Annotated in this window: 22 protein-coding genes and 1 pseudogene; 10 read left to right on the top strand and 13 right to left on the bottom strand. The window is 73.5% G+C overall.

The window, feature by feature from the left end; all coding sequences use genetic code 11:
* Window positions 1-156: 156 nt before the first annotated feature.
* The 3 genes from ACIGXE_RS27880 to ACIGXE_RS27890 all read right to left on the bottom strand — a co-directional run bounded on the left by ACIGXE_RS27880 (window position 157) and on the right by ACIGXE_RS27890 (window position 3,200).
* Complete coding sequence (locus ACIGXE_RS27880; RefSeq protein ID WP_399751625.1) at window positions 157-1,173, bottom strand: transglycosylase family protein; 1,017 nt, start codon at window positions 1,171-1,173, stop codon at window positions 157-159.
* Window positions 1,174-1,287: 114 nt separating this feature from the next.
* Complete coding sequence (locus ACIGXE_RS27885; protein WP_399751626.1) at window positions 1,288-2,541, bottom strand: cytochrome P450; 1,254 nt, start codon at window positions 2,539-2,541, stop codon at window positions 1,288-1,290.
* A 41-nt stretch (window positions 2,542-2,582) separates the two neighbouring features.
* A complete protein-coding gene (locus ACIGXE_RS27890; protein ID WP_399751627.1) occupies window positions 2,583-3,200 on the bottom strand; it encodes a TetR/AcrR family transcriptional regulator in 618 nt (205 codons plus the stop codon).
* Window positions 3,201-3,317: 117 nt separating this feature from the next.
* On the opposite strand from ACIGXE_RS27890, the gene ACIGXE_RS27895 reads away from it, so the two are divergent.
* Genes ACIGXE_RS27895 through ACIGXE_RS27905 form a run of 3 tightly spaced genes read left to right on the top strand, consistent with a single transcriptional unit; the run spans window position 3,318 to window position 6,043 of the window.
* Window positions 3,318-4,157, top strand: a complete 840-nt coding sequence (locus tag ACIGXE_RS27895; protein ID WP_399751628.1) for an alpha/beta fold hydrolase — start codon at window positions 3,318-3,320, stop codon at window positions 4,155-4,157.
* Between the two features lie 4 nt (window positions 4,158-4,161).
* Entirely contained in the window at window positions 4,162-4,776 is a 615-nt protein-coding gene (locus tag ACIGXE_RS27900) for a dihydrofolate reductase family protein (protein WP_399751629.1), read from the top strand.
* Between the two features lie 55 nt (window positions 4,777-4,831).
* On the top strand, window positions 4,832-6,043 hold the full coding sequence (locus ACIGXE_RS27905; RefSeq protein WP_399751630.1) for a globin domain-containing protein: 1,212 nt from the start codon (window positions 4,832-4,834) through the stop codon (window positions 6,041-6,043).
* Between the two features lie 125 nt (window positions 6,044-6,168).
* Here the strand turns inward: ACIGXE_RS27905 and ACIGXE_RS27910 are convergent, their stop codons facing one another.
* From ACIGXE_RS27910 to ACIGXE_RS27925, 4 genes are all read right to left on the bottom strand, one after another.
* Window positions 6,169-7,203 (bottom strand): nucleoside triphosphate pyrophosphohydrolase, encoded by a 1,035-nt coding sequence (locus tag ACIGXE_RS27910; protein ID WP_399751631.1) that lies wholly within the window; start codon window positions 7,201-7,203, stop codon window positions 6,169-6,171.
* A gap of 32 nt (window positions 7,204-7,235) precedes the next feature.
* Entirely contained in the window at window positions 7,236-7,874 is a 639-nt protein-coding gene (locus ACIGXE_RS27915) for a SurA N-terminal domain-containing protein (RefSeq protein WP_399751632.1), read from the bottom strand.
* A gap of 81 nt (window positions 7,875-7,955) precedes the next feature.
* Window positions 7,956-8,381 carry a GtrA family protein gene (locus ACIGXE_RS27920; protein ID WP_399751633.1) on the bottom strand — a complete coding sequence of 142 codons (426 nt, stop codon included), beginning with the start codon at window positions 8,379-8,381 and terminating at the stop codon, window positions 7,956-7,958.
* Window positions 8,378-9,352, bottom strand: coding sequence for a glycosyltransferase family 2 protein (locus tag ACIGXE_RS27925; RefSeq protein ID WP_399751634.1), 975 nt, complete (start codon window positions 9,350-9,352; stop codon window positions 8,378-8,380). Before ACIGXE_RS27925 ends, ACIGXE_RS27920 begins: the two co-directional genes overlap by 4 nt.
* 125 nt (window positions 9,353-9,477) lie before the next feature.
* On the opposite strand from ACIGXE_RS27925, the gene ACIGXE_RS27930 reads away from it, so the two are divergent.
* The 3 genes from ACIGXE_RS27930 to ACIGXE_RS27940 all read left to right on the top strand — a co-directional run bounded on the left by ACIGXE_RS27930 (window position 9,478) and on the right by ACIGXE_RS27940 (window position 13,367).
* Window positions 9,478-11,859 carry a YfhO family protein gene (locus ACIGXE_RS27930; RefSeq protein ID WP_399751635.1) on the top strand — a complete coding sequence of 794 codons (2,382 nt, stop codon included), beginning with the start codon at window positions 9,478-9,480 and terminating at the stop codon, window positions 11,857-11,859.
* A gap of 216 nt (window positions 11,860-12,075) precedes the next feature.
* Entirely contained in the window at window positions 12,076-12,741 is a 666-nt protein-coding gene (locus tag ACIGXE_RS27935) for a DUF4097 family beta strand repeat-containing protein (RefSeq protein WP_399751636.1), read from the top strand.
* 143 nt (window positions 12,742-12,884) lie between these two features.
* The gene (locus tag ACIGXE_RS27940; RefSeq protein WP_399751637.1) at window positions 12,885-13,367 is read left to right on the top strand and encodes a carboxymuconolactone decarboxylase family protein; all 483 of its coding nucleotides are present in this window, start codon (window positions 12,885-12,887) and stop codon (window positions 13,365-13,367) included.
* A gap of 86 nt (window positions 13,368-13,453) precedes the next feature.
* On the opposite strand, the gene ACIGXE_RS27945 is transcribed toward ACIGXE_RS27940, so the two are convergent.
* The 4 genes from ACIGXE_RS27945 to ACIGXE_RS27960 all read right to left on the bottom strand — a co-directional run bounded on the left by ACIGXE_RS27945 (window position 13,454) and on the right by ACIGXE_RS27960 (window position 18,316).
* Window positions 13,454-13,852, bottom strand: coding sequence for a hypothetical protein (locus ACIGXE_RS27945; protein WP_399751638.1), 399 nt, complete (start codon window positions 13,850-13,852; stop codon window positions 13,454-13,456).
* A 127-nt stretch (window positions 13,853-13,979) separates the two neighbouring features.
* Entirely contained in the window at window positions 13,980-15,518 is a 1,539-nt protein-coding gene (locus ACIGXE_RS27950) for a protein kinase (RefSeq protein WP_399751639.1), read from the bottom strand.
* The gene (locus ACIGXE_RS27955; RefSeq protein ID WP_399751640.1) at window positions 15,515-16,114 is read right to left on the bottom strand and encodes a hypothetical protein; all 600 of its coding nucleotides are present in this window, start codon (window positions 16,112-16,114) and stop codon (window positions 15,515-15,517) included. Before ACIGXE_RS27955 ends, ACIGXE_RS27950 begins: the two co-directional genes overlap by 4 nt.
* 93 nt (window positions 16,115-16,207) lie before the next feature.
* Window positions 16,208-18,316: an N-6 DNA methylase gene (locus ACIGXE_RS27960; RefSeq protein ID WP_399751641.1), complete on the bottom strand. Its 2,109-nt coding sequence runs from the start codon at window positions 18,314-18,316 to the stop codon at window positions 16,208-16,210.
* A 181-nt stretch (window positions 18,317-18,497) separates the two neighbouring features.
* Between ACIGXE_RS27960 and ACIGXE_RS27965 the strand changes: the two genes are divergently transcribed.
* Both ACIGXE_RS27965 and ACIGXE_RS27970 read left to right on the top strand, forming a co-directional pair.
* A complete protein-coding gene (locus ACIGXE_RS27965) occupies window positions 18,498-19,208 on the top strand; it encodes a hypothetical protein (protein ID WP_399751642.1) in 711 nt (236 codons plus the stop codon).
* 147 nt (window positions 19,209-19,355) lie between these two features.
* Window positions 19,356-20,153 (top strand): hypothetical protein, encoded by a 798-nt coding sequence (locus tag ACIGXE_RS27970; RefSeq protein WP_399751643.1) that lies wholly within the window; start codon window positions 19,356-19,358, stop codon window positions 20,151-20,153.
* 117 nt (window positions 20,154-20,270) lie between these two features.
* Here the strand turns inward: ACIGXE_RS27970 and ACIGXE_RS27975 are convergent, their stop codons facing one another.
* Both ACIGXE_RS27975 and ACIGXE_RS27980 read right to left on the bottom strand, forming a co-directional pair.
* Window positions 20,271-21,044: an N-acetyltransferase gene (locus ACIGXE_RS27975; RefSeq protein WP_399751644.1), complete on the bottom strand. Its 774-nt coding sequence runs from the start codon at window positions 21,042-21,044 to the stop codon at window positions 20,271-20,273.
* A gap of 225 nt (window positions 21,045-21,269) precedes the next feature.
* Window positions 21,270-22,154 (bottom strand): hypothetical protein, encoded by an 885-nt coding sequence (locus ACIGXE_RS27980; RefSeq protein ID WP_399751645.1) that lies wholly within the window; start codon window positions 22,152-22,154, stop codon window positions 21,270-21,272.
* 146 nt (window positions 22,155-22,300) lie between these two features.
* On the opposite strand from ACIGXE_RS27980, the pseudogene ACIGXE_RS27985 reads away from it, so the two are divergent.
* Window positions 22,301-22,858: pseudogene (locus ACIGXE_RS27985) on the top strand (TetR/AcrR family transcriptional regulator); the annotation flags it as partial.
* A gap of 228 nt (window positions 22,859-23,086) precedes the next feature.
* A complete protein-coding gene (locus ACIGXE_RS27990) occupies window positions 23,087-24,391 on the top strand; it encodes an SGNH/GDSL hydrolase family protein (RefSeq protein WP_399751646.1) in 1,305 nt (434 codons plus the stop codon).
* Window positions 24,392-24,539: the final 148 nt, after the last annotated feature.

Genomic DNA, 24,539 nt, shown 5'->3' on the forward strand with positions numbered 1-24,539 from the left:
AGTCCATCAACCCGGAAAAATCGCCCCTACTTGCACGCCGTCAGGGGCTGTTTGTGCAGGTGAGGGGCGACCCGAGCAAAGTTTGCGGACGTGACACGCCAGTTCGGGAAGAGAGACCCATGTCTCACTTACGCAGAACGGACATTCACCCCCGAACTACTTAGGAGATTCCGTCAGGCCGAGGTCCAACTCAAGGCTCTGACCAGGGATGATGAGGTCGGGGTCGGAACCGACGGTCTTCTTGTTGGCGCCGTAGAGGGCGGTCCAGCCGCCCGGCAGCCCGTTCTCCTCCGCAATGCCCGACAGACTGTCACCCGGCTTGACGGTGTATTCGTCCGCCTTGTCCGTGGTGCCCGAATTCTCGGTCGTGGCCGTGTCGGTCGCGTCACCCTTCGCCCCGTCAGTCGGCGCGGCGTGTCGCCCGGAATCGGATGAGGTGTCCGGGTTGCCCGGCTCTTCCGGCGCCGCGTCACCCCGGTGCTTGCCGGTGCCCGGCGCGGTCGCGTCCGGCGTACCGGGCGTACCCGGCAGACCCGGCGTCGTGGACGTATCGGGTGTTACGGGCATGCCGGGCGTCACGGGGGAGGTGGGGGTCCCGGGGGTCGAGGTCGCGGGGCCGGTCGGCGTCGCGGGGGTGACCGAGCCGGCCGGGGCCGAGGGCGCCGCGGGGGTCACGGAGGGCTCGACGGTCTCCCGGTCGGAGCCGGCGGGCAGGCCGTCGGTGCGGTTGGACTCGGGGACGGGACCCGTCTTCTGCTTCGGCGTGACACCGGGGCCCGGGTCGACCCCGGGCGCCTTGCCGTCGTTCGTCAGACCGGCGATGGGGGCGCAGGTGGCCCACTGGGTGTCGCCCGCGGCGAGCGCCCGGTCCGCGACGGCGATCTGCTGGGCGCGGCTCGCGAGGTCGGCGCTCGGCGCGTAGGCGAGGCCGCCGTGGCGTTCCCAGCTCTCCTGGGAGAACTGCAGGCCGCCGTAGAGCCCGTTGCCGAAGTTGGCGCTCCAGGCGCCGCCCGACTCGCACTCGGCGACCCGGTCCCATGTCGTCGCGTCGGCGGCGGAGGCGGAGCCGGTGGCGAGCAGTGGCAGCGCCATGGCCGAGCCGGTGACTCCCGCCGCGACGACGAGCGCGGGAGCCTGGCGGGGTCTGCGGTGACGTCCGTTCCCGGAGCGCATGCGGAGTGCCTTTCGCGTGACAGCTGAGACTGCGGGTGAAAGTAGCGGCATTCGAACGTGAGTCACAAGTCGATGCAGCGGAGATCACGCGAAGATCACATTCTTGACGGCCCGTCAGCTCCGCGGGTCTTTGTGGGAAGGCGTGAACTCCACCGGAAGGGTGCGTAGGCCACGCATGATGAGCCCACCCCGCCACCGCAGTTCCGCGGGATCGGCCCCAAGTCGCAGGTCCGGAAGGCGAGTCAGCAGCGTCGCGAGCGCGGTCTGCCCCTCCAGACGGGCGAGCGGCGCACCCAGGCAGTAGTGGATGCCGTGCCCGTACCCCAGGTGCTGGTTGTCACGCCGCGCCAGATCCAGCACGTCCGGCTCCGCGAACCGCGCCGGGTCCCGGTCGGCGGCGGCGAGCACCACGAGGACCGGGTCGCCGGCCGGGATCCGCTGCCCGCCGACGGTCAGCGCCTCGGTGGCGAACCGCCAGGTGGCCAGCTCAACGGGCCCGTCGTACCGCAGCAGCTCCTCGACGCCGGTCTCCAGGAGCCCGCGCTCCCCCGCCGCGAGCGACTCCTGCAGCCGGGCCCGCTGCCCCGGGTCGCGCAGCAGCGCGTACACCCCGTTGCCGATCAGGTTGACGGTGGTCTCGAAGCCGGCGAAGAGCAGGATGAAGGCCATGGCGGCGGCCTCGTTCTCGGTCAGGTGCTCACCGTGGTCCGAGGCCTTGATGAGCCCGGAGATCAGGTCGTCCCCCGGCTCTCCCCTCTTCTTGTGGATGAGCTCCAGGAGGTAGCCGCGCATCTTCTTCACCGAGCGCGCGACCCCGCCCCGCGGCCCGCCGCCGTGCCGGATCATCATCCCGGCCCAGTCCCGGAAGTCGTCCTGGTCCTCGCGCGGCACCCCGAGCAGGTCGCAGATGGCGTAGATGGGGAGCGGGAAGGCGAACTCGTGGATCAGGTCGGCCTCGCCCCGCTCCGCGAAGCCGTCGATCAGCCGGTCGGTCAGCTCCTGCACCCGCGGCGCGAACTCCGCCACGCGGCGCGGCGTGAACGCCTTCGACACCAGCCGGCGCAGCCGGGTGTGGTCCGGCGGGTCGATGTTGAGCAGATGCGTCATCAGCTCGGCCTTGCGCTCGCCCGGGATGCCCGTCTTCCCCTTGGCGTGCGCCGGCTCGTCGTGGTGCGCCGGGTTCTTCGAGAGCCGCTGGTCCGCCAGCGCCTGCCGCGCGTCCGCGTACCGGGTCACCAGCCAGGCCTCCACCCCGCTGGGCAGCGTGGCCTTGTGCACGGGCGCGTGCTCGCGCAGCCAGGCGTACGCGGGATACGGATCGGTGGCGAACTCCCAGGTGAAGAGCTCGGGGGCGGGGGGCGTGCTCATGCTCCGACCGTACAAGGGGACGGGCGGGCGCTCGCGCCGGGTCAGCGGTAGGCGGCGAGGAAGACGCGGACGGCGGCGTCGGCGTAGCCGTCGAGCTCCTCCGGCGCGAAACCCTCCTGCGAGCCGCAGAACATCACCCGGTTCACGGGGACGGAGGTGATGAGCCAGGTGAAGTGGTTGGCGGCGAGCACCGCGTCGTCGCCGAGCCGGCTCAGGAGCCCCCGCCGCCCGAGCTCCGCGAGGCTCCCGGCGAGCAGCGCGTGGACGCGCTCGGGCCCCCGCTCGTAATAGGTGCGGCCGAGGTCGGGAAAGCGGTCGGCCTCGGCGATGACGAGCCGGCGCAGCTGGAGCAGCCGCGGCCGGGTGAGGATCGTGACGAACTGCCGGGCGAGCGCGGTGAGGTCCCGTTCCAGGTCCGAGGTCTCGGCGAGGGAGCCGGTGACGTCGCTGAAGAGTTCGTCGATCCGGTCGAGTCCGCCGTGGATGATCTCGGCGAACAGCGACTCCTTGTCGGCGAAGTGCTTGTACACGGTCTGCTTGGACACCGCCGCCAGCTTCGCGATGTCGTCCATGCTCGTGCCCGAGTACCCCTTGGTCAGGAACACCGTGGTGGCGGCCTCCAGGATCGCCTGATGCTTGAGCGCCGAGCGGCTGTCCATCCTCTGCTCCTTCTCCTTCTCGGTTCGCACCCCCCTCCCGGAACAGTACTGGACTGACCAGTACTCACGTGAGTACTGTACCGTCCAGTTCCCAAGTCGAGGGGGAAGGGTTCCTTCATGCACGAGAACAGCAAGAGCGACGAGAACCGCGCGGTGAAGACGGTGGTCTCCGCCGACGGCACCGCCATCGCCTACGAGCGGCAGGGCTCCGGCCCCGCCGTCGTCCTCGTCGGCGGCGCCTTCATGACCCGCGGCGACTCCGCCGGCCTCGCCGCGCTGCTCGCCGAGCGCTTCACGGTGATCACCTACGACCGGCGCGGCCGCGGCGACAGCGCGGATGCCCCCGCGTACGACGTGCAGCGGGAGGTCGAGGATCTCGACGCGCTCGTCGAGGGCCCGGCCGGCGGGACGGCCATGGTCTTCGGCATGTCCTCCGGCGCCGTCCTCGCCCTGGAGGCCACCGCCCGGGGCAGCGCCGTCTCCCGCCTCGCCCTGTACGAGCCGCCGTTCGTCACCGACGCCTCCCGCCCGCCGCTGCCGGACGACTACGTCGCGCACCTGACGGACCTCGTGCGCCGCGAGGCGTACGGGGACGCCGTCGCGTACTTCCTGACGGCGGCGGTCGGCCTGCCCGAGGAGGTCGTCGCGGGCATGCGCCAGGCCCCGTTCTGGAAGGGCATGGAAGCCGTCGCGCACACCCTCCCCTACGACGGCCGGATCATGGGCGACACGATGTCCGGCCGCCCCCTGCCCACCGAGCGCTGGGCGTCCGTGACCGTGCCGGTCCTCGTCGGCAGCGGCGACGCCGGCGCGCCGCACATGCTGACCGGCGCGCGCCAACTCGCCGCGTCGGGCGCCCCGTACACCCTGCGGGTCTTCCCCGGCCAGGAGCACACCATCGCCCCGGAGCTGCTCGCCCCCGTCCTCGCCGACTTCTTCTCCGGCAAGGAGGCCTGAGGAGATGAGCACGGTCTACGCGAGTCTGGGCATGTCCCTCGACGGCTTCGTCGCGGGCCCGAACGCCCGCCCCGGCAACCCCCTCGGCGACGGCGGCCTGCGCATCCACGAGTGGGTCGAGGACGTGGAGACCTGGCGGGAACGCCAGAGCCTGGCCGGGGGCACCGGCGGCGATCCCGACGACGCGATCGTCGCGGAGAACTTCGAGCGGGCCGGGGCCTACGTCATGGGGCGGCGCATGTTCGCCGAGGGAGAGCTCGGCTGGCCCGACCCGCCGCCGTTCCGCGCTCCCGTCCTCGTCCTCACCCACACCCCGCGCGAGCCGTGGGTCCGGCAGGGCGGCACGACCTTCCACTTCGTCACCGAGGGCCCCGAGGCCGCCCTCGCGCTCGCCCGCGAGGCGGCCGGGGAGAAGGACGTCCAGGTCTCCGGAGGCGCCGAGACCGTACGGGAGTTCCTCGCCGCGGGACTCCTCGACGAGCTGGAGATCCATCTCGCGCCGGTCGTCCTCGGCTCCGGCACCCGCCTGTTCGACGGCGTCTCCCCCGACCTGCGCCTGGAGCCCGTCCGCGTGATCGGCTCGCCGAAGGTCACGCACGTGCGGTACCGCGTGAGGTGACATGTCCGCGCGGGATCCGCACGTGTGGTGACGCTCCGTGGCTTAGATTCACCGCGTGGATGCCCAGTTGCTGAGAAAGACGTTCGCGGTCGTCGAGAGACGGGCCGAGCACGCCGTCACGTTCTTCTACTCGCACCTCTTCTGGCACAACCCGGGCGTCCGCGAGCTGTTCCCCCAGGAGATGGGCGCCCAGCGGGACCGGCTCTTCGCCGCGCTCACCCATGTGGTGACGCACCTGGAGGACCCCGGACTCGCCGGCTACCTCGGGCAGCTGGGCCGCGACCACCGCAAGTTCCTGGCCACGCCCGCGCTCTACAGCGCGGTCGGGGCCAGTCTGCTCGCCGCCTTCGCGCACGCCGCGGGCGCCGCCTGGACCGTGGACGCGGAGAAGGCGTGGACCGAGGCGTACGGGCTGGTCGCCGACCTGATGATCGCCGGGGCCGAGGAGTCCGTCGCGGCCGGTCACCCGGCCTGGTGGGACGCGGACGTCGTAGGGCACGAGCGGCGCGGCGAGGACCTGACGCTGCTGACCCTGCGGCCCCGGCAGCCCTACCCCTACCTCGCCGGCCAGTACGCCAGCGTGAGCTCGCTGCACGTGCCCCGGGTCTGGCGCACGTACTCGCTCGCCAACGCGCCCCGGCCCGACGGCACGCTCGACCTGCACGTCAGCCGGATCAAGGGCGGACTGATGAGCACCGCGCTCACCGAGCGGCTCCGGGTGGGCGAGACGCTGCGGCTCGGCACGCCGGGTGGCGCCGTGACCGCCCGCACCCCGCCCGGCAAGCCGCGCACCTACATCGCGGCCGGCACGGGCTGGGCACCGGTCCGCGCGCTGCTCGAAGAGGCCGCGCGGGACGAACCGCGGCTGGAGGGACGCCTGTTCGTGGTCGCCCGTGCCAAGGAGTACCTGTACGGGCGGGCCGACGCCGAACGCCTCCGCGAGGCGATACCCGGCCTGAAGGTCACCTACATCACCGCCGCCCCGCGCCGCCCCCGCGACCAGGCCACCGAGCGGCTCGTCCAGGCCCTGCGGGCCTGCGTCCACTGGCCCGCGCACGACGTCTACCTCGCCGGCCCGCCGGCCTTCCTCACCGAGGTCGCCGAGGAGCTGGAGGACCTCGGGACCGACCCGGCCCGCGTCTTCCGCGACCGCCTGCCGGCCGTCGGCCGCTTCATCACCCGGCCCGGCAGCAGCGCCGAACGGCTGCTCGACCCGCCCCCGCTCCACTGGCACAACCCCGACGCCCGCGCCCCGTACGAGCCGTAGGCGTCCTCACGGACACCGGCCACGCGCCGCGCGCGAGCCCGCCGCCGATCCCGCGCCTACGCCGGGTCCACGCCCTCCCCCGACCCCGCGCCACGCCGGGTCCACGCCCTCCCCCGACTCCGCGCCTACGCCGGGTCCACGCCCTCCGCCGCGCGGATCGCCTCGCGGTAGAGCCGGCCCGCCGCCCGCAGGGCCGCCTCCGGGTCGACCCCGGCGGCCTCCGCCCGTACGGCCAGGGCGAGCAGTTCGTAGCCGATGCCGTCGCCCGTCGGCGGTGCCACGTCGAGCCCGGCGGTCCGCACCCGGCTCGCGAGCTTCGCGGCGAGGGCGAGCCCCGGCTGGCCGAGCGGCACGCCGTCGGTCACGGACTCCCGCTGCTTCTCCACGGCCTTCGTCCGCAGCCAGTGCTCCTTGACCTCCTCCGGCGTCGACGCCGTGGCGTCCCCGAAGACGTGCGGATGGCGGTGGATCAGCTTCTCGACGATCGTCCCGGCCACGTCGTCGACGGAGAACGGCTCCTCGGCGTCCTCCTGCGCGATCCGGGCGTGGAAGACCACCTGGAGCAGCACGTCGCCGAGCTCCTCGCGCAGGGCCTCCCGGTCGCCGTCCTCGATGGCCTCGACGAGCTCGTACGCCTCCTCGATGCCGTACTTCGCGAGGCCCTGGTGGGTCTGCCGGGAGGACCAGGGGCACTCGCGCCGGATCCGGTCCATGACCTGCACGAGGTCGAGCAGACGGGCCCCGGGCAGGTCGTACGAGCCGGGCAGCAGCTCCAGGTCGGGCATGACGGCCCGGCCCGAGCCGGCCATCCGTGCGAGCCCGTCGGTCAGCGCCCGGTCCCCCTCGCCCGACGGCAGCACGACGACCGTCCGGCCGCCCGCGCACGCCTCGACGAGCTCCGGCGCGGACGGCCGGAGGATCTCGACGGCCACCCCGGCCTCCCGCAGGTAGGGCAGCTGGGGGTGGTCGGCGTCCCCGCACAGCACCCGGTCCGCCGCGTGCAGCGCCTGCCAGGCGGGCCAGGACAGCAGGCCCGGCGCCACACGGTGGCTGGCGGTGAGCAGGACGATGCGGCCGGCGGCGTCGGAGCCGGACGTGCCGGGGGCGTCGGTGCCAGGGGCGGTGTCGGGAGTGTCGGTGCCGGGGGTGTCGGTGTTCACCCCTCGACCCTACGTCGTCCCGGCAGGGCCCCTCAGGCGCCGGCCGCCGGGGCCTTGCTGATCTGCCGCACCCACGGCGCGGTGTACGCGGCGAGGGTGATCTTGTCGTCGTCCCAGCTGCCGAAGCGCGGGTTCACGTCGATCCTCAGCTCCTTGGAGGCCTGGCTGAAGGCCTCCGTGAGCTTCTTCTGGCCCTCGGGGGTGTCGGTGACGCCCAGCTTCGCGGCGATCTTGTTCATCAGGACGGAACGGCGCGCGACGGCGTCGATCTCGTCGGGCGCCACGCCCCGCTGCTGCAGCAGCACGGCCGCCATCTGCTCCTCGCCGCCGCTCTGGCGGGCGAACTCGCTCCGGGTCCGCTGGATCTCACCGCGGTTCGCGGTGACCCCGTTGGTCTCCGCGACCTTGTCGACCACCCGGTCGAAGATCATGTCGTGCAGCTTCTGCCGGCTGAGGTCGCCGGTCTCCCTGATCAGGGTCGCGGCCTGCGGCGAGGCCTGCTGGGCGGCCCGCACGTCCGCGACCTGGGCCTGCAGGCTGGACACCTCGATCCGCTGCCCGCCGACGACGGCCGCCGCCCCCGGGTGGGCGTCACTGCCACAGGCGGTGAGCAGCGGGGCCGCGGCGAGCAACGCGGCGGCGGAGACGGAGAGCGCAGTGCGGCGGTGCAAAGGAGCCTCCCGGCGTGGGTCGTGCGTCAGTGGGACGACCGTGCGGTGATCGATGTTAGGCAGTCGCCGTGGCGCGGGCCACTACTTGGAAGCGACTGTTTCGGTCAACGACTCACGTGTTCGGGTGGTGTCGGGTCCCAGCATGATCGTCCGGGAGACCAGGAAGGTGACCGGGATCGCGGCCGCCGCGGCGATCAGCGGGGCGTAGGTGCTGTCCACGCCCAGGAGGTCGACGAGGACGTAGACGCCGGTCGTGGTGATCACGAAGTTCGCCGCGTTGGTGAGCGGGAAGAGCAGGAACTTCCGCCAGGTCGGGCGGGTGCGGTAGGTGAAGTACGAGGTGAGGAAGAACGAGCCGACCATCGAGAGCGCGAAGGCGAGGACGTGTGCGGCGATGTACGGCAGCCGGGCGTCGAGCAGCAGGTAGAGGCCGTAGTACGTCCCGGTGTTGACGGCGCCGACCAGGCCGAAGCGCACCACCTGCCAGGTCACGGCGGTTCGGGTCATCGCCGGAGGAGCTCCTCGTCACGTGCGGCGGCGCGGCCGCGCGGTCGGGGAACGGTCACGTTGGTGGCCTGCACGAGGTAGTGCGGGCGCCGCTTCACCTCGTAGTAGATACGGCCGACGTACTCGCCGACCAGTCCCAGCATCACCATCTGGACCCCGGCGAGCGCCGTGACCGTCACGAGCAGGGTGACGTAGCCGGGCGTCTCGACGCCGTTCACCAGGGCGACACCGACGATCCAGGCGGCGTACGCGAAAGCCACCGCGACCAGGATCATTCCGAGGTAGACGGCGGCGCGGAGCGGCTTGTTGTTGAAGGAGAGAAGGCCGTCGAGGCCGTAGTTGAGCAGTTTTCCGAACGTCCATTTCGAACGTCCCTGTTCACGCACGGCGTTCTCGTACTCGAAGGTCGTCGTCCGGAATCCGACCCAGGCGAACAGGCCCTTCGAGAAACGGTTGTATTCGGTCAGTTCGAGAATCGAGTCGACCGTGCGGCGGGACAGCAGCCGGAAGTCGCCGACGCCGTCGACCAGCTCGACGTCCACGAGCCGGTTGATCGCCCAGTAGTAGGCGCGGGCGGTCAGCGTGCGGGTGACCCGGTCGCCGGTGCGGGTGCGCCGGGCGATGACCTGGTCGTATCCCTCCGCGTGCAGCGCCACCATGCGGTGCACGAGCTCCGGCGGGTGCTGCAGGTCGGCGTCCATGATCACGACGGCGTCGCCGGCCGCGTGCTGGAGGCCGGCCAGCATGGCGGCCTCCTTGCCGAAGTTGCGGCTGAAGGAGACGTAGCGGGCCCGGGGGTCGGCGTCGGCGATCCCCCGCAGGAGGGCCGGCGTCCGGTCACCGCTTCCGTCGTCCACGTAGACGATCTCGAATTCTCCCTCGAATCGGGAGAGTTCCTTCGTCACATGGTCGTGGAAGCGACCGATGATCTCTTCTTCGTTGAAACACGGAACCACGATCGAGAGCAGCACGCACGCCACGACAACGGGTGCGCGTGTCGATGCCGGATTCCACCGGTGACCACCAGGCGACCATTGAATGAACTGCCCGGCGCGGCGGCGGATTTCGGCATTATCACTGCCATATTCGTTCCACGATGAAGATCCGGAAGATCTGGAAGAGCGCACGGGGCGGGACGGGCGGACGCACGGCGGCACCGGCCGGGCGCGCCTCGGCGCTGGCCGGGCTGCTCACCGTCCTCGCCGTCTGCGGGGGCGACGCCGTCGCCGACACGTTCCCGTTCGGCTCGCACCGGCGGAGCGTCAACGACCTGGGCAACGAGTACCTGCCGTTCCACGCCCACCTGTGGGACCTGCTGCACGGCCGGGCCGACGGCGGGCTGCTCCTGAACTGGCAGTCGGGCTGGGGCACCAGCTTCCTTCCCGACCTCGGCACGTACCTGACCAGCCCGTTCGCCCCGCTCGTCGCCCTCGCCCCGCGCGCGGACCTCGCGTACGCGCTCTACGCGGTCACCGTCCTGAAGATGGCGGCCGCGGCCGCCGCGATGGCCTTCACGCTGCTGCGGACGCGGCCGGGCGCCTGGTGGGGCGCGGGGCTGCTCGGCGCCGCGTACGGGCTGTGCGGCTGGGCGCTCCTGGAGGCCGTCTACAACCCGATGTGGATGGACGGCCTGATCGCCTTCCCGCTGCTCTGCCTGGTGGGCGTGTGGGTGCGGGAGGGGCGCCGCCCGCTGCTCGGGCCGCTGGTCGTCGCCGTGTGCTGGACCGCCAACTTCTACACCGCGTACATGGCGACGCTGGGCGCCGCGCTGGTGCTGCTCGTCACCGCGCCGCGGTGGCGGGTGCTGCTCCGGGGCGCGCTGACGGTGCTCGTCGGCGTGGGGCTCGCGGCCCCCGTCCTGGTCCCCGTGTTCCTCGGGACGCGGCAGGCGTTCCCGGGGGTCGTCAGGGACTTCGTGCCGGCGGACGGTCCGGACCTGGCGGCCCGGCTGATGCCGGCCACGTACGCCTTCTCCACCCCGGCCCTCTTCGTCTTCTCGGCGGTCCCGGTCCTCGCGGCCTCGCTGCTCTTCCGCCGCCTCTGGCGGTGGCCCGCCGTGGTGGCCGGCGTCGCGCTGTCCCTCCAGTGGGGCCCGACGCACCTGGTGTGGCACTGCTTCGCCACACCGAACGGCAGCCCGTACCGCCAGACCTTCGTCCTGACCGGCGTCCTGGCCTTCGCGGCCTGGGCGGCGCTCGCCGACGGGCTGCCGGACCGGCGCCCGCTGCTCGGCGGCGTGGCGGTGGTGGGCCTCCCCGCACTGGCGGCCCTGGGCAGCGACCAGGCCACGCCGTGGGGCTGGGTCCTCTTCGCGGCGGGCCTCGGGGCCGTGGCCGCTGTCCCGTTCGTACGGTGCGGACGGCTCGTCGCCCTGCTCCTCGCCGGGGTTTTGGTGGCCCAGGCCGCGGCGACCACCGCGTGGGGCGACAAGGAGCGCCTGGCGCGCCTGGACGACTATCCCGCGTGGAGCGCCGCCGACTCCCGCCGGGCCGCCGCCCTCGCCGAGGCCGACGGCTGGCCCGCCTACCGCACGGACTCGGGCCGTACGCAGAAGACCGGCAACGAGCCGCTGCTGCTCGGCACCCAGGGCGGCGCCTACTACAGCAGCCTCACCCCCGACGTGCTGACCCGCACCATGGCCGCGCTCGGCGTCGGCTGGACCTCCCGCGGCCGCAACCTCCAGAGCCTGGACAACCCCGTCACCGACGCCCTCTTCGCGGTCGGCGCGCGTTGGCGGGACGGCACCGTGGTCCGTACGGGCCCGGCCCTGCCCCTCGTGACCGTCCGCCCGCCCGGCCCGGCCCCCCGCTACGGCCGCTCGCCCTTCCGCAACCAGGAACTCCTCCTGGGCGCGCGGGTGTACGAGCCCCCGGCGGCGGACGGCGCCTGCCGCGTCGGCACCGAGGTCTTCCTCTCGGCCCCCGACTTCACGGGCCGGGCCCGCCTGGGCGACCGTACGGTGAAACTGCGCGGCCACCTGCTGAAGTGGCGCGCCACCGCCACCTCCCTCGGCATCCAGAGGACCCCCGGCCTGCGCCCGGAGGTCCCGCCGAAGGCGGAGGTCGCCTGCCTGGACCACGGCCGCCTGCGCGCCGCCGTCGCCGCGCTCCGGGCGACGGCCCCCACCTCGATCCGGGTCACGGACACCGGCTTCCGCGCCACCCTGCGCCCCGGCACCACCGGCACGCTCGTCCTCTCCTCCCCGCGCATCGCGGGCTGGCGCTGCGACGGCCGCCCGGCGGTGTCGTACGGGGGCCTGGTGGCCGTCCCGGTGACGGCCGGTCAGAAGGAGGTGGCGTGCGCCTTCCGCCCGCCGGGGCTGAGGGCCGGACTGGGCGTGGGGGCGGCGGCCCTGATGCTGCTGCTCGCGACGGGGGCGGCGGCGGTCCGCCCGCGCCGCCGTCGGCCGCCCGCCCCGGGGGCGCGGCCGACATCGGCCGCCGGGACGGAGCCGCGCGTCCCGGCAGCGCGCCCGTAGCCTTCACCCGTCCCTCATTGCAATGCACGAGGAGCCGCCACCCTCCTGACATTGCGTTAAATGCCCACCAGTTGCAACGATTTCATGCCTTTGACCTGCAGATACATCCGTCGCACGCAACGAACTCATTGCCAACCCTTCGAACGCAACGTAGCGTTTCTCATGTCAGAAACTACGGGCCGCAAGGGCCCGCGCTGCACACCGAGGAGAAGCATCATGCTGCAGTTCGCCACCGCCGCCGCCGTCACCGCCGTCGTCGAGATCCCCGCCGGGCGCATCCGCTTCGTCGCCGCCGACCGGTCGGACGCCACCGTCGAGGTCCTGCCCGCCGACCCCTCCAAGGGGCGCGACGTCAAGGCCGCCGAGCGGGTCGAGGTCACCTTCGCCGACGGCGTCCTGCGGATCGAGACCCCGGCCGCGGACAGCCGGATGCTCGGGGACACGGGTTCGGTCGCCGTCACCGTCCAGCTGCCGGCCGGCTCCCGCGTCGAGGGCAAGGCCGCCGCCGCCGAACTGCGGACGGAGGGCCCGCTCGGCGACGTCGTCTTCGAGGGCGCCTACCGCCGGATCAAGATCGACGAGACGGCGAGCCTCCGCCTCACCGCGACCGACGGCGACGTGGAGGTCGGGCGGCTGGGCGGCCCCGCCGACGTCAGCACCCAGCGGGGCGCCATCCGGATCGCCGAGGCCGTACGCGGCACGGTCGTCCTCAGCACCCGGTCCGGCGACATCCAGGTCGGCGCCGCCCGCGGCGTCTCCGCCACCCTCGACGCCGGCACCTCCTACGGCCGCGTCGGCAACGCCCTTCGCAACGAGGGCACTCCGGAGCTCGCCATCCGCGCGACGACCTCCAACGGCGACATCACCGCCCGCAGCCTGTGACCCGCGCGGAAGGGCTGTCCGAGACCGCACGCCCGGGCGTGACGCGGGTCACACCCGGGCGTGTCACAGCCCGGCGGGCCGTCTCGTCTCAGGGGTGAAGCCGCTTCGACGAGGCGGCGGCGACCACGAAAGAGGAGCCCACCATGGAACCGCGTCTCAACATCTTCGGCAGCCCGTCCTCCGCCAAGCTCATCAAGCACTTCGTCGCGGCGGGCAAGGTCGTCGAGGACTCCGGGGTGCCCCTGGCCACCCAGGAGCTGGTGAAGATCCGCGCCAGCCAGATCAACGGCTGCGCCGGCTGCCTGGACATGCACACCAAGGAGGCCGTCGCGGCCGGTGAGACCGCCGTCCGCCTCGCCCTGGTGGCCGCCTGGCGGGAGGCCAAGGTCTTCACCGAGGCCGAGCGCGCGGCCCTCGCCCTGGCCGAGCACGGCACCCGCCTCGCCGACGGCTACGGCGTCCCGGACGACGTCTGGCAGAACGCGGCCAAGCACTACGACGACGACCAGCTTCTCGCCCTCACCTCGCTGATCGCCCTCATCAACGCCTTCAACCGCCTGAACGTCATGCTCCAGGTGCCGGCGGGCGACTACGTGGCGGGCCAGGCCGCCGCGATGCACGGCTGACGAGCCGGCGCGACCCGCGGCGGACGCCGAACACGAAAGGGGGCCGGTCCCTGTGGACCGGCCCCCTTCGGCTGCGCAGCGCGCGGTTACTTCTTGACCGGGTTCACGCAGAGCACGAACTTGTCGGCGTCCAGCTGCTGGGCGAGCGCCTGCTCGCTCACTTCCTGGCACTGGTTGACGTCGAAGGTGTTGTCGACGACCTTGACGACCTTGAACAGGTCGGGCTTGCCCGAGGAGCAGTCCGCGGTGTCCACCTTGGGGTCGTTCTCGGGGCCGCTCATGGTGATGCAGTCGCCGGCCTTCGCGCGCACGGGGGCGTCGCCGGTGAGGTACGGGAGGCCGACCTTCACGGCCACGGCCACGATCAGCAGGACGACGAAGCCGCCGATCTTCTTCAGCGCGCCGCCCTTCTTCTCGGGCGCGGGGGCCGGCGCGGGCGCACCCGGGGCAGCGGCGAACGGGTCGGCAGGCTGAGGCGTGGTCATGAAGGGTTCCTCGAACGGGGAGGCGTGGACACGATCAAACGCGCACGTTACACAGCACGAAACGACCAAATCGGACGTCTTCCTTCCGTTCGTCAATCGGATACGGACTCGTGATCCTGCCGCCCCGTCAGAATCCGCGCCCCATCTGCTGCTGACGCTGCAAAGCCCGCCGCAAATCAGCCGCAAGCGGGTGATAGGGGCCGTAATTCCGTTCCACGTCGAACAGAAGCCCGCTCAACTCGGCCTGGCCCGCCGCGTGCTCCCCCTTCGCGAGCAGCAACAGACCGATCCGGTGCCGGATGTCGAAGGCGCGCGACCGGCGCTCCGGGTCGTTGCCGTCCTGCGCGTAGTACGGCAGGAGCGCGCGGTACTCGGTGAGCGCGGCGGCCGGGTCGCCGAGCTGCTCCAGGCACAGCGCCGCGTCGTAGCGGAACTGCAGGGTCTGCGGATCGGCCGGGCCCGCCTCCGCCGCGCGGTCCTCGGCGAGGCGGCGCAGTTCGGGCAGGGCGCGGCGGTACTGGCCGTCGTCCAGCAGGGTCGTCGCGTACTGCTTGCGCAGGATGCGGACGACCGGAGACCGCTCGCCGTGCTCGGCGGCCGCCGCCGGGAGGATGCCGCCGAGGATGTCCACGGCCCGGGTGATCGAGCCTTCGGCGAGCAGCCGCTTCACCTCGTCGACGGCCGCCGCCACGTCCGGCTTGGCCGGGGCGTGCGCCGGCGGCGGGGGCGCGGCGACCTGCACCGCCCGGTCGGGCCAGGGCGCGTTCGGCCGCCGGAAGGGACGGGTCGGGTCGAGCGGACCCGAGGGACCCGGCGCGCCGCGCGGCGGCAGCAGCGGCAGCAGCGCCTCGTACACCTCCTGCGCGCCCGACGGACGTGCCTGCGGGTCCTTCGCGAGCAGGCGCAGCACGAGCGCTTCGAGGGCCTCGGGCACCTCGGGGCGCAGCCGGCGGACCGGGACGGGCGGCTCGTACAGATGCCGGTGCAGCACGCCGAGCGCCGTGGTGCCCGCGAACGGCACGTTGCCGCTGAGGAGTTCGTGCAGCAGCACGCCGAGCGCGTACAGGTCGGTGTACGGGCCGACGACGCCGCCCATGGCCTGCTCGGGCGCCATGTACGCCGGGGTGCCGATGGGCGAGCCGGTGTGGGTCAGGCGGGTGGTGTCGGTGTCGGTGTCCAGGACGGACGCGATGCCCAGGTCGAGCACGGTGACGGTGCCGTCGGGGCGGACCATCACATTGCGCGGCTTGAGGTCGCGGTGCACGATCGGCACCGCGTGCACGGCCGCGAGCACGGCGCACAGCTGGGCGGCCACGGACACCGCCCACGGCCACGGATACGGGTCCTGCTCGGCCAGGTGGTCGGCGAGGTCGGCGCCTTCCACGTACTGCATGACCAGATACAGCTCGTCGCCGTCGCTGCCCGCGTCGTGGACCGTGACGAGGCCGGGATGGTCGACCTGGGCGGTCACCCGGCACTCGCGCACGAAGCGGCGCCGGAGCTCCTCCGCGGCCGTGGCCGGGCCGCTGATGGTGACGGGACTGAGCAGCTTGACGGCCACGCGCCGGTCGAGCCGGCCGTCGTAGGCGGTCCAGACCTGGCCCATGCCGCCCTGTCCGATGAGCGTGGACAGCTCGTAACGACCGCCGATGACGCGTCCGTTCACTGCCCGCCTTCCCGGGGGTCCTTGCGGAGCAGGTGGCTGAGCTCGTCGAGCTCGGCGCGTACCTGGTCGATGCGGGGGTTGGCCACCGGCGGCTGCTGCGGCGCGACCTGCGGGGGCTGCGGCTGCATCTGCGGCTGCGGCTGCGGCTGCGGCTGCGGCTGCGGCTGCGGCTGCGTCTGGGACTGCGGCGGGTAGCCGTAGCCGGGCTGCTGCGGCACCGTCGCCGCGTACGGGTTGTACGGCGGCGGCACCTGGCCGCTGATCCCCGTGCGGCCGTGACGGATGTCCACGACGAGGAAGTACGCCGTGAACGCGACCGCGTTGAGGAGGACGATCCCCACGGCCCAGTCGGCCTGGGTCGTCTCCGGGTCGTCGGGCATCAGGACCATGCCGGCGATCACGACCGCCACCGAGACGGCGAGCAGCACCCAGTCGGCCACCCGGCGGGTCAGCAGACCGATGCGCAGCGCCGTCACCCAGGTCAGGAGCCCGCAGCTGAGCAACGGGAGCACCGCGAAGACCACCCTCAGCACGATGACGTTCGCCGGGACGCCGCGCGGCGGTGGCGTGGGCTGGGGATAGCCGTGGCCGTACATTGCTGCTCCCGGATCGTCCTGCGAGGGTTCTGTCGGGGATGAGCGTATACACCCGCTGCGACAGGCACCTCAGGGTTCTCCGGACCGAGACCTTCAGGGCTCCACGGTGCCGTCCGCCAGGCCGTCGTACATCCCCTGCACCAGCTGCTCGCCGAGCCGCCCCGCGAGCCGCAGCGCCTCCTCGAACTCCGCCAGGGCGCGGAACCGGGCGCCGTAGCGCCGCTGTTCGACGAGCGGCAGCCGCGGCAGCTGGAGACGGCGCACGTCGAGCCGGGTCGCGGTGGAGGCGTACGAGCTGGCCTTGCGCTTGTTCGCGGTGGCGCGCAGGAAGCCGGCCAGGAACCAGGGGTCGAGGGCCGCCGGGTCGGGGCGCAGCAGGTGCACGTTCCGGCCGAGGGCGGCGCCGGCCGTCGTCGCGTCGACGACCCGGGCGACCGAGCCGCCGCCGAGCACCGGGACGACCACGTCACCGGCGGCGAGCAGCACCGGCTCCTCGGCCGGGCCGTCGGCGGGGGCCTCGGGGAGCGTGCCGGACGGCGCCTGACCGGCCAGGACGTCGGTGTCGGTGAGGACGGCGACCGGCCCGGACCCCGGGTGTGCGCCGGCCGTTCCCGCCCCGCCCGCGCGCAGGGTGAGGGCGCCGGCGCGGGCGAGTTCGCCGACGGTCGTCGCGGGCCAGCGGACGGTGCCCGGCGCGGCCCCGGTGTCGGCGGCGGGCGGCGGGGTCAGCTCGCGGGTGCGGCGCAGGGTCTCCGTGAGGCGGGTGCGCACCCCGGTCAGCTGGGCCGCGCCTTCGGCGGCGGCGGGCGGCGGCAGATGCCGGGCGGGGGCCAGGTCGACGTCGTCGTCGAGGAGATCGATGACCGGGACGGCCCGGCTCTCCCCGGGCGTCTCGCCGAGGGTGCCGTCCCGGTCGAAGGGCCGCCAGGCGCCCAGGACGGCGGTTTCGACGGCCGGCCAGTCGAGCCGGTCCCGGCCGCCGCCGGCCGCCGCCGTCGCCTCGGACGCGGTGTCGACGAGCAGCAGCTCGGCCGCCGGGCGCTCGCCCGGGACGGGCCTGCGCAGCACCCACAGGTGCAGCGGGATGCCGTACGGGGGTGCCGCGCCGGCCGGCAGGGCGACGACGGCCCGCAGGGCGCCGCGGCGCAGCAGGTCGGCGCGGATGCGGCGGCCGGAGCGGCGGGAGGCGGCGGCGGGCGGCATGAGGAGGACGGCGGTGCCGCCGGGGCGCAGCCGGGCCAGGCAGTGCTGGACCCAGGCCAGCTCGGACTCCGTGCGGGCCGGGAAGCCGTACTCCCAGCGCGGGTCGTAGGCCAGCTCGTCGTGGCCCCAGTTGCGCTCGTTGAACGGCGGATGGCACAGCACGGCGTCGGCGGTGAGGGTGGGGGACGCGTCGGCGCGCAGGGTGTCGCCGGACAGGACGCGGACGTCGACGGCGGTGGCGGTGCCGAGCGCGAGGCGCAGGGCGGTGAGCGCGGCCAGGTCGGGGTCGGCGTCCTGGCCGTGCAGGGCCGTGACGGTGGGGGTGTCCGGCTCCGCGGTCGCCGCTGCCGCCGCCGTCAGCAGGGCGCCGGTGCCGCAGGCCGGGTCGAGGACGGTGGCCGCCGGCCCCGCGAGGGCGGCCATGAGGGCGGCCGGGCCGGCCGGAGTGAGCGTGTACTGGCGCGGGTTGGCGTCGAGGTGGCGGCCGAGCAGGAAGTCGAAGGCCTCGCGGGGGCTCGCCCCGGCGGCGAGCTCCGCGACCCCGCGCACCAGCGGCACGGAGGGCGCGAGTTCACCGGCCGTGGGGGTGCGGACCGCGCGCTCGACACCGAAGCGCTCGGTCAGCGTCTCCTCCAGCGGCACCGGCAGCAGTTCCGCGAGCCGCTCGTCGGGCGCGGTCGCGAGCGCGGGCCAGGCCGCCGCCCGGGCCCGTACGAGGAGGAGGGCGCTGCCCGCGTGGACGAGGGCGGTGACGGGACCGGCGGGGTGACCGACGACCTCCTGCCAGACGCGCTCGCGGAGCGGGACCTCGGCGAGCTTGCCCTGGACGCGCAGCCAGGACTCCACGTCGGCGAGGGCGAAGGACGGGCTCGTCTCCGTCCCGCCGACCGGCTTGGGGAAGTCGGCGTGTCGGCGGCGCCAGTTGCTCACGGCCGCCCGGCCGACTCCCGCGAGGCGGGCGATGCCCGCGGCGGTCACCTCAGCTGCGCTCTCCGACACGTGCCCGTCTCCCGTCCCCTGGCTCCGATGTGACGCCGATCTTACGCGCGAACGCCTCGCGCACCACTTCACAGCGTGAGCCGATCTGTTTTCTGTGAACCGTGTTGACTCGGTTCACAGGCTCTGCTGTGATTGACCCATCGCAATCGGAGTTCACAGCAGCCCGAAAGGTGCCCCAGCCATGTCTCGGATCACGAACGGTCAGCAGAAGCAGCAGCACCACCGCCTCGCCCGCCACAAGGTGCTCGGCGCGGTCGTCGCCGTCGTCGTGATCGGCTCGGCGGTGAGCGCCTGCGGCACCGGCGCCGGCAGCGAGTCCCCCAAGACCGGCGCCCAGGAGCAGCCGGCGAAGAAGAAGGGGACGGACAAGAAGGCCGACGAGAAGAAGGTCGCCACGATCGGCGGGGACGGCGACTTCGAGGTCGGCAAGGACGTGAAGCCCGGCCTGTACCGCTCCGTCGGAAACGGCGCGGACGCCGGCTGCTACTGGGAGCGCGCCAAGGACTCCTCGGGCGAGACCGACTCCATCCTCGCCAACGACACCGTGAGCGGCACCAGTTACGTGCAGGTGGCCGCCACGGACAAGATCTTCAAGTCCTCCGACTGCGAGAAGTGGGAGGCCGTGGACCCAAAGGCCGCCGGCACCCCGAAGAAGGAGATCAAGGGCGACGGCGGCATGTACAAGGTGGGCGTCGACATCGCCCCCGGCACGTACAAGTCGACCGGCAACAAGGACGACGGCTGCTACTGGGAGCGGTCGAAGGACGCGAGCCACGGCACGGACTCCATCCTCGCCAACGACAACATCTCGGGTACGGCGATCGTCAAGGTCTCCGCCTCGGACGCCTTCTTCAAGAGCTCGGGCTGCGGCGACTGGGTCAAGACGGGCTGACGCGCCCGCGGCCGGTCACCCCACCGCTCCCGACACCCCCGGCGCCCCCCCGGCGCCCCGCACCCCGCACCCCGCACCCCGCACCCCGCACCCATCAACTCCCCCGGTCCCCGCACCACCCCGATCCCCCTCGGAGAACCAACCATCATGTCTGCCACCGTCCGCCTCCCCCGCACGCCGCGTCCCGCCGCCACCCGCACCCGGGCCCGCCGTTCGGTGTTCGCCGCCGCCCTGTGCGCCGCCGTCGCGCTCGGCGCGACCGCCTGCGGCCCCTTCTCCGGCGACGAGACGAAGGCCACCGGCCCCTTCGGGGACCTCAGCGGGCCGCAGATCGTCGACAAGGCGATCGCCACCACGAAGACGGCGAAGTCGCTTACCCTGGACGTCTCCTTCACGGCCGAGGACGGGCCGACGAAGGCGTTCATGGCGACGGACCTCCAGGGGCAGTGCGCGGGAACGGTCTCGATCGGCACCACGGGCACGGCCGAACTGGTCAGGCCGGCCGACAAGGCCGTCTACCTCCGCTTCGACGAGGCGTTCCTGAAGGAGCAGGGCAAGGGCGAGTCGCCGGAGGTCCAGGAGGCCATGCTCACGGCGCTCAAGGGCCGCTGGGTGAAGACCGACGCCAAGGACCCCGACGCCAAGGACATGCTCGACCTCTGCGACCTGAAGGCCCTCCTCGCCGACTTCGAGCAGACCACGACCGGCACGGTGCAGGGCGAGGAGACCACGGTCGGCGGACAGAAGGCCCTGGTGCTCACGCAGGACCTGGACGGCGAGAAGAACACGTACTACGTGGCCACCGAGGGCAAGCCGTACCTCCTGAAGGTGGTGACGACCGGCGGCAAGGAGCCCGGCACGATCGTCCTCTCCGGCTTCGACAAGCCGGTGGTGGCGAAGGCGCCGGCGAAGAAGGACGTCGTGGACGAGAAGAGCCTCGGCTGACGGTCCGGCCCGTCCGTACGGGGGACGGACGGGCCGGCCGGCATCCGAAGACGCGAAGGGCGTGAAGGCCTCCGGAGGGGGGTGGCCTTCACGCCTTCGGCGTGTACCGGGGTCCGCTCACAGGGCGTGGCGGACCCAGACGTTCGGCTCGACGTAGACCGCGTAGCCCCGGGAGGCCGCGCAGTGCACGGGCACCAGGGCGCCCTCGACCTCGACGGGTCCGTCGGTGTCGAAGGGCAGCCGCGTCCACTCGCGCCACTGCTCCACGGACGCGCTGACCGTCATCGACGCGGGCGCGACCTTCTCCACGGTGCCGCCCGCCCGGACGTGGACGCGCAGCCACGGGTCGTGCGGCAGACCGTCCGACGGGCGGGTGCGGAAGGCGTACTCGTGGATGGAGGACGCGGCCTCCAGGTGCTTGCCGTTGGGGCGCACGGGGGCGACCAGCTCGGCGAAGCCGAGGCGCTGGGCGTTGGCGCGCATCGCCGCCAGCATGCGGTGCGAGACGCCGTGGCCGAGCGCGTTCGTCGCCACGGTGATCTCGATCGCGCTGACGGTGTCGGGCGTACGGCCGTGCCGGAGGTCGGAGAAGGCCCAGAGCAGGACCTGGTCCCAGCCGGTGGCGGGCAGTTCGCCGCGGCCCTCGGCCCCGAGCTCGAAGGGCACGCTGAAGCCGCGGGCGACGACGTCCTCCTCGGCGCCGTCGTCGGCACCGTCGGCGGTGACCTCGGTGGCGACGAGGACGTACTCCGGGAACTCGGTGACGATGCGGCCCATGTTCGCCCAGCCGACCGGGTCGTACATCATGTACTCCGGCCAGAGGTCCTTCATGCCCCACATTCGCCCCTCCAGCTCGGGACGTTCGGCGAGGGTCGTGATGCGCAGCTCCATGACGGCGAGCCTAAGGGCGGGCCGAGAGCGAGACGAAACGATTTTCCTTCCGCCGCGTCGCACCCCCACCCCGCGCGGCCCACGCCCCCGCTCCCCTCGGCCCCACGCCCGCCGGCACGGGCACGGGCACCGACACCGGCACCGGCAGGGGCACCCCCGCCCCCACCGGCACCCCCACCGGCACCCGCACCCCCACCGGCACCCGCACCCGCACCCGCACCCGGCTCAGACCTTGCCGATCCCCAGCGTGTTCTCGCTCGGCAGCAGACCCGAGCCCACGATCGTGAGCCACGGGCCGCCCAGCAGGTCCGCGAGGCGGGTCGTGGCCTCCGGGCCGACGGCGGCCCAGGGGCCGGCGGCGAGCTCGTCCGTACGCCGTTCGACCTCGGCGCGCAGGGCCTGACCGGCCTCGGTGGCGGTGCCGTCGGGGTGGACCAGGCCGCGGGCGGCGAGGCGTTCGCGGGCGGCGGCCCAGTCGTCCGCGCTCCAGCCCCGGCTGGCGAAGGTGGTCTCGGCGGCGGCGCCGACCGCGGCGAAGGAGACGAGGGACTCGACCGGGTCGAGCCCGGCGGCGAGGAGGGCGACGAGGTGCCCGTCGCCCCGGTGCTCACGCAGGATCGTGGCGGCCTGCCAGAGGACCAGGTGGGGGACGTCGGACCAGGGCACTTCGGCGTGGGCGGCGGCCAGCGGGCGCCCGGCGGTCGAGGCGGCCTCCGCGGCGCGCCGGGCGAGGGCGGCGGCCTCGGCGAGCTCGGGGCTCGCGAGGACGTCCTCGCCGAGGAGCCTCCGGTACGTGCGGTCGGCGGCGCGGAGCCGGGCGGCGAGCACCTCGGCGGGGGCGGCGACGGCCCAGGCGGCCGGCACGTGAAGGGCCACCTTGGCGGGGCTGAAGCTGTAGAAGGCGGAGGCGACCCGCTCGGCGCCGACGGGGCCGAGCGCGGCGGCACGCCAGGCGAAGTAGCTCGGCCAGCGCTCGTCGACGTCGTAGCCGAGGGCGGCGGCCTCCTCGAAGGCCTCGGGGGCGTAGTAGAGGACGGAGTGCAGGGGTTCGAGCAGGTGCCACATCTGACGGACGCGGCCGGGCTCCACGCTCAGGGTCTCCACGGTCATGACTGCCTCCCCAGGTCCCGCCGGGGCCACGGGGCCCAGGCCCCGGTCGGTCGCACCGGCTTCTCGCTCAGCTCATCTTGTCAGTGACTAGATTGCCCCCGCCACCCGAACTTGTCAATGCCTAGATTCCGCGTACGCTGCTGTCCATGACCACTGGCACCAGTCGGCGCGCCTACCACCACGGAGACCTGCGGCAGGCCGTGCTCGGCGCCGCTCTCGACGTCATCGCGACCGAGGGCCCGGGCGCGCTGAGCCTGCGCGACCTCGCCCGTCGCGCGGGCGTCTCGCACGCGGCACCCGCGCACCACTTCAAGGACCGCACCGGCCTGCTCACCGCGATCGCCGCGCAGGGCTACGAGCTGCTCGCGGAGGCCCTCGCCGACGCCCCCGACCTGCGGGAACGCGGAGTGCGGTACGTCCGCTTCGCCGCCGCCCACCCGGCCCACTTCCAGGTGATGTTCCAGCCCGACCTGCACCGCGCCGACGCCCCCGAACTGCTCGCCGCCAAGGAACGGGCCTCCGCCGAGCTCCGCGCGGGCGTCACCGGCCTGGCGGGCACCACCGCCGACCCGCGCACCACGGGCATCGCCGCCTGGTCCCTGGCCCACGGCTTCGCGACCCTGCTGCTCACCCACAACCTGGACGACCCGCTGACCGGCCGCGAGCCGGGCGAGTTCTTCCACTCCCTCACCGGCCTGATGTTCGGCGCGGAGGGAGCGGAGAGCGCGGGCGGGACGGAGAGCGCGGACGGAGTGAAGAGCGCCGGCGGGACGGAGAGCGCCGACGCCGCGGGCGGCTCGGCCGGAACGGATCGTTCCGCCCCCGCGCCCTGACGCATCGCCAACTTCCCAGCCCACCACGGGAATAGTTGAAGTCAGTACGAGCTTGATCACCTTCGTACGCACTGACGACAACGGGGAAGCGACAGCGACATGACCACCGGCACCAGCACACTCCGGCGAGCGGGCATCGCCCTGCTCGCCACCCTGACCCTCGCCACCGTCCCGGCCACCGCCGCCACGGCCGACAGCGCGACCGGCGCCACCGCGACCGCCGCCACGGCCTCGCCCGCCGCCTCCGGTGCCTGGCGCGGCGTGTGGGCCGCGTCGCCGCAGGCGCCGACCGCGCCCTTCGGGGCCAACTGGTCGCAGCAGGGCTTCGAGAACCAGACCGTCCGGCAGATCGTGCGGGTCACCGCGGGCGGCGCCAGGGCGCGGATCGAACTGACCAACCGTTACGGGTCGACCCCGCTGCGCGTGACCGGCGCGACGGTCGCCCGGACCGCCGAGGGCGGGGCCGTCGAGCCCGGTTCGGTCCGCGCGCTCACCTTCGGGGGCCGCGGCTCCGTCACCGTGCCGGCCGGCGGCACCCTGCTCAGCGACGGCGTGCCGTTCCGCACCCGGGCGCTGGAGTCGGTCACCGTGACCCTCTACCTGGCCGGCCCGACCGGCCCGGCGACCTTCCACCACATGGCCTCCGCCACGAGCTACCGGGCGTCCGGCGACCACCGGGCCGACACCTCGGGCGCCGCGTTCACCGAGACCGGCACGTCCTGGTACTACCTGTCCGGCGTCGAGGTCTCCGGCGGCCCGCGCGGCGCCCGGCGGGACGGGATCGTCGCCTTCGGCGACTCCATCACCGACGGCGTCGGCTCCACCACCGACGCCGACAACCGCTACCCCGACGAGCTCGCCGAGCGCCTCGCCGCCACCGGCCGCCCGCGCGCCGTCCTCAACCACGGCATCGGCGGCAACGAGGTCACCAACGACACCACCTGGGCGGGCGAGGCGGGCGTCGTGCGCTTCCGCAAGGACGTGCTGACGGAGAAGGGCGTCGGCACCGTGATCCTGCTGGAGGGCATCAACGACTTCGGCGGCAGCGGCCCCGCCTTCCCGGGCGGCCCGACCCCCGAGGTCTCGGTGAACCGGCTCATCGAGGGCCACCGCACCCTCATCCGCCAGGCGCACGCCCACGGCCTGAAGGTCGTCGGCGCGACCCTCACCCCGATCAAGGGCTCCTTCTACGACACCCCGGAGAACGAGGCCAAGCGGGAGGCCTTCAACGCGTGGGTGCGCACCTCGGGCGCGTACGACACCGTGGTCGACCTCGACCGCGCCGTCGCCGACCCCGCCGACCCCGACCGCATCCTCCCGGCCTACGACTCCGGCGACCACATCCACCCGGGCGACGCGGGCTACCGGGCGATGGCCGAGGCGCTCGACCTCGACGAGCTCTAGAGCCTCGCGCGGCACACCGCCGCCGCCCGGCAACGCCTTGCGCGCCGCACCCGACCCGTACCCGGTCCCACCCGGCCGCACCCGGTCGGTCCGCACCCGGCCGCTCCCGCCCCGCACCCCGCGCCCTTCGACGGCGCGGGGTGCGGGG

The sequence above is a fragment of the Streptomyces sp. NPDC053431 genome (assembly GCF_044544925.1).
In the GTDB taxonomy this organism is placed as follows: Bacteria; Actinomycetota; Actinomycetes; order Streptomycetales; family Streptomycetaceae; genus Streptomyces.

What these genes read in the sequence shown, in the direction of transcription:
- ACIGXE_RS27880 (WP_399751625.1), bottom strand. Translation starts at nt 1,173, where the DNA reads ATGCGCTCCGGGAACGGACGTCACCGCAGACCCCGCCAGGCTCCCGCG.
- ACIGXE_RS27885 (WP_399751626.1), bottom strand. Translation starts at nt 2,541, where the DNA reads ATGAGCACGCCCCCCGCCCCCGAGCTCTTCACCTGGGAGTTCGCCACC.
- ACIGXE_RS27890 (WP_399751627.1), bottom strand. Translation starts at nt 3,200, where the DNA reads ATGGACAGCCGCTCGGCGCTCAAGCATCAGGCGATCCTGGAGGCCGCC.
- ACIGXE_RS27895 (WP_399751628.1), top strand. Translation starts at nt 3,318, where the DNA reads ATGCACGAGAACAGCAAGAGCGACGAGAACCGCGCGGTGAAGACGGTG.
- ACIGXE_RS27900 (WP_399751629.1), top strand. Translation starts at nt 4,162, where the DNA reads ATGAGCACGGTCTACGCGAGTCTGGGCATGTCCCTCGACGGCTTCGTC.
- ACIGXE_RS27920 (WP_399751633.1), bottom strand. Translation starts at nt 8,381, where the DNA reads ATGACCCGAACCGCCGTGACCTGGCAGGTGGTGCGCTTCGGCCTGGTC.
- ACIGXE_RS27930 (WP_399751635.1), top strand. Translation starts at nt 9,478, where the DNA reads ATGAAGATCCGGAAGATCTGGAAGAGCGCACGGGGCGGGACGGGCGGA.
- ACIGXE_RS27935 (WP_399751636.1), top strand. Translation starts at nt 12,076, where the DNA reads ATGCTGCAGTTCGCCACCGCCGCCGCCGTCACCGCCGTCGTCGAGATC.
- ACIGXE_RS27940 (WP_399751637.1), top strand. Translation starts at nt 12,885, where the DNA reads ATGGAACCGCGTCTCAACATCTTCGGCAGCCCGTCCTCCGCCAAGCTC.
- ACIGXE_RS27945 (WP_399751638.1), bottom strand. Translation starts at nt 13,852, where the DNA reads ATGACCACGCCTCAGCCTGCCGACCCGTTCGCCGCTGCCCCGGGTGCG.
- ACIGXE_RS27955 (WP_399751640.1), bottom strand. Translation starts at nt 16,114, where the DNA reads ATGTACGGCCACGGCTATCCCCAGCCCACGCCACCGCCGCGCGGCGTC.
- ACIGXE_RS27965 (WP_399751642.1), top strand. Translation starts at nt 18,498, where the DNA reads ATGTCTCGGATCACGAACGGTCAGCAGAAGCAGCAGCACCACCGCCTC.
- ACIGXE_RS27970 (WP_399751643.1), top strand. Translation starts at nt 19,356, where the DNA reads ATGTCTGCCACCGTCCGCCTCCCCCGCACGCCGCGTCCCGCCGCCACC.
- ACIGXE_RS27975 (WP_399751644.1), bottom strand. Translation starts at nt 21,044, where the DNA reads ATGGAGCTGCGCATCACGACCCTCGCCGAACGTCCCGAGCTGGAGGGG.
- ACIGXE_RS27980 (WP_399751645.1), bottom strand. Translation starts at nt 22,154, where the DNA reads ATGACCGTGGAGACCCTGAGCGTGGAGCCCGGCCGCGTCCGTCAGATG.
- ACIGXE_RS27990 (WP_399751646.1), top strand. Translation starts at nt 23,087, where the DNA reads ATGACCACCGGCACCAGCACACTCCGGCGAGCGGGCATCGCCCTGCTC.